This is a genomic window from Armatimonas sp., from assembly GCF_043760365.1.
In the GTDB taxonomy this organism is placed as follows: Bacteria; Armatimonadota; Armatimonadia; order Armatimonadales; family Armatimonadaceae; genus Armatimonas.
On record NZ_JAYUPA010000601.1, the window covers coordinates 1 to 1523 of the forward strand.

General features: G+C 60.1%; 3 protein-coding genes. 1 reads left to right on the forward strand and 2 read right to left on the reverse strand.

Annotated features, from left to right (window positions below; genetic code table 11):
- A partial coding sequence (locus tag ACH2EH_RS13825; protein ID WP_395142607.1) for a hypothetical protein occupies positions 1 to 324 on the reverse strand: 324 nt, incomplete at its 3' end.
- A 48-nt stretch (positions 325 to 372) separates the two neighbouring features.
- Here ACH2EH_RS13825 and ACH2EH_RS13830 point away from each other — a divergent pair.
- Positions 373 to 1056, forward strand: coding sequence for an MgtC/SapB family protein (locus ACH2EH_RS13830; protein ID WP_395142608.1), 684 nt, complete (start codon positions 373 to 375; stop codon positions 1054 to 1056).
- Positions 1057 to 1126: 70 nt separating this feature from the next.
- Here ACH2EH_RS13830 and tnpA read toward each other — a convergent pair.
- Positions 1127 to 1523, reverse strand: a 397-nt coding sequence (gene tnpA, locus ACH2EH_RS13835) for an IS200/IS605 family transposase (protein WP_395142610.1), incomplete at its 5' end; no start/stop codon positions are given.

Sequence of the window (1523 nt, forward strand, 5' to 3'; positions counted from 1 at the left end):
AGCACGCGCCGCATCGCGCAGAAACGTGACAAATCGCTCCTCCCCTTCGGCAGTGAGGAGCCAGGCTGTGTTTGGCAGTGTCAGGGTCGGCCAGCCCTCCCCAGTAGATGCAGTGTAGCCCGGTGTCGCAGCCTCGTCGGCACTCGGGCGCTCAATAATGCCTGTCGCCGGATCACCGAGCGCTGCCAGCCATGCGCCCAGCGTTTCCCGGTTAGGCTGCCTGAGAACATGAGGGAAGTGTTTCTCGGTAGCCTCCGACCAGCCTGCTCCCGCCGTAGGGTGAAAGTAGGTGATCGTTGCATAGAGCTTCGCCAGTTCGAGCATACGGCCAGTATAGCCCAAGCGAGGGGAGTGTGGCGGTACAATTGTCGTATGAGTCTTCGTCCTCTGTGGGACTACTTACAGCAGTCACAAGCCCTGGCGTTCTATGTGGAAGCGGGCTACCTCGTTCTGGCCTCGCTGCTGGGTGGCTTTATTGGAGCGCAGCGCGAGGCGACCAACCACTCCGCGGGCCTGCGCACCCATGTCTTGGTCTGTCTCGGGGCGTGTTTGCTCACGCGAATTCACTTCGTCAACGGTGATCCGGGGCGTATTGCGGCTCAGGTGGTGACAGGCATTGGCTTTCTGGGCGCAGGGGTGATCCTACGGCGTGGGCTCTCCGTGCGCGGCCTAACCACGGCGGCGACGGTCTGGGTCGTGGCGGCGGTCGGAATTTCCTGTGGCGCGGGTGGGATCTACGCCGCCTCGGCCACACTGGCAACGGTACTGGTGCTCTTCACACTCACGGTGGGCCGCTGGTCAGAGAACCTCATCCACCGAAACGAGCGACAGACCACTCTGACGATCACCATCAACCGGCACAAAGGGGCCGTCAGTGCAGCGCTCACCGCGATCACAGAGGCAGGAGCCACCGTCTCCGCCTTTGAGACCGAAGATCTCCCCGATGGCCGTCGGATGCTCCTCGTCACTCTGAGAATGCGCCCGGACGTAAAAGAGCAGGATGTCTGCGATGAGCTCAACCAGGTTCTCCCCGATGCCACTATTGAGTGGGTGTAGTTCCTCCCCCCGGTTGGAGCGGGGGGAGTGGAGAGCGTCGCAGGCTCCGCTGTGAAGGCCGTTCCGGCCATTAAGCAGAATCACTTTCCGGAGTTCGTTCCCAGCGTTCCCAGAGATCATTGAGAGAATGATGTTCTTTCTGGCGCTCGACATAGGCAATTGCGTGCCGACAGTGGGTGGTACTAAGTGAAAAAGCGGCGTAGCCCTCTGCCCACTGGAAGAAGGACTCCGTTCCAAGTCGCGCCCGTGCAACCGATGAGGAAACTCCCTTGAACTGATTCAGAAGCTTCGAGACAGAGAGAGTTGGGGGATGCACCAAAACCAGATGGATATGATCAGGCATTCCCCCAATTGCCAGTACGCTACAGCCCTTTGCCTCAGCTTCTGCCTGTATCGTTCGCCAGAGACAGCGTTCCAAATCTTCGTCAGCGATGAGGGGCATACGCTTCCAAGTTGCCCAGACCAGA

Coding starts and splice junctions, on each gene's coding strand:
- ACH2EH_RS13830 (WP_395142608.1), top strand. CDS start 373: ATGAGTCTTCGTCCTCTGTGGGACTACTTACAGCAGTCACAAGCCCTG.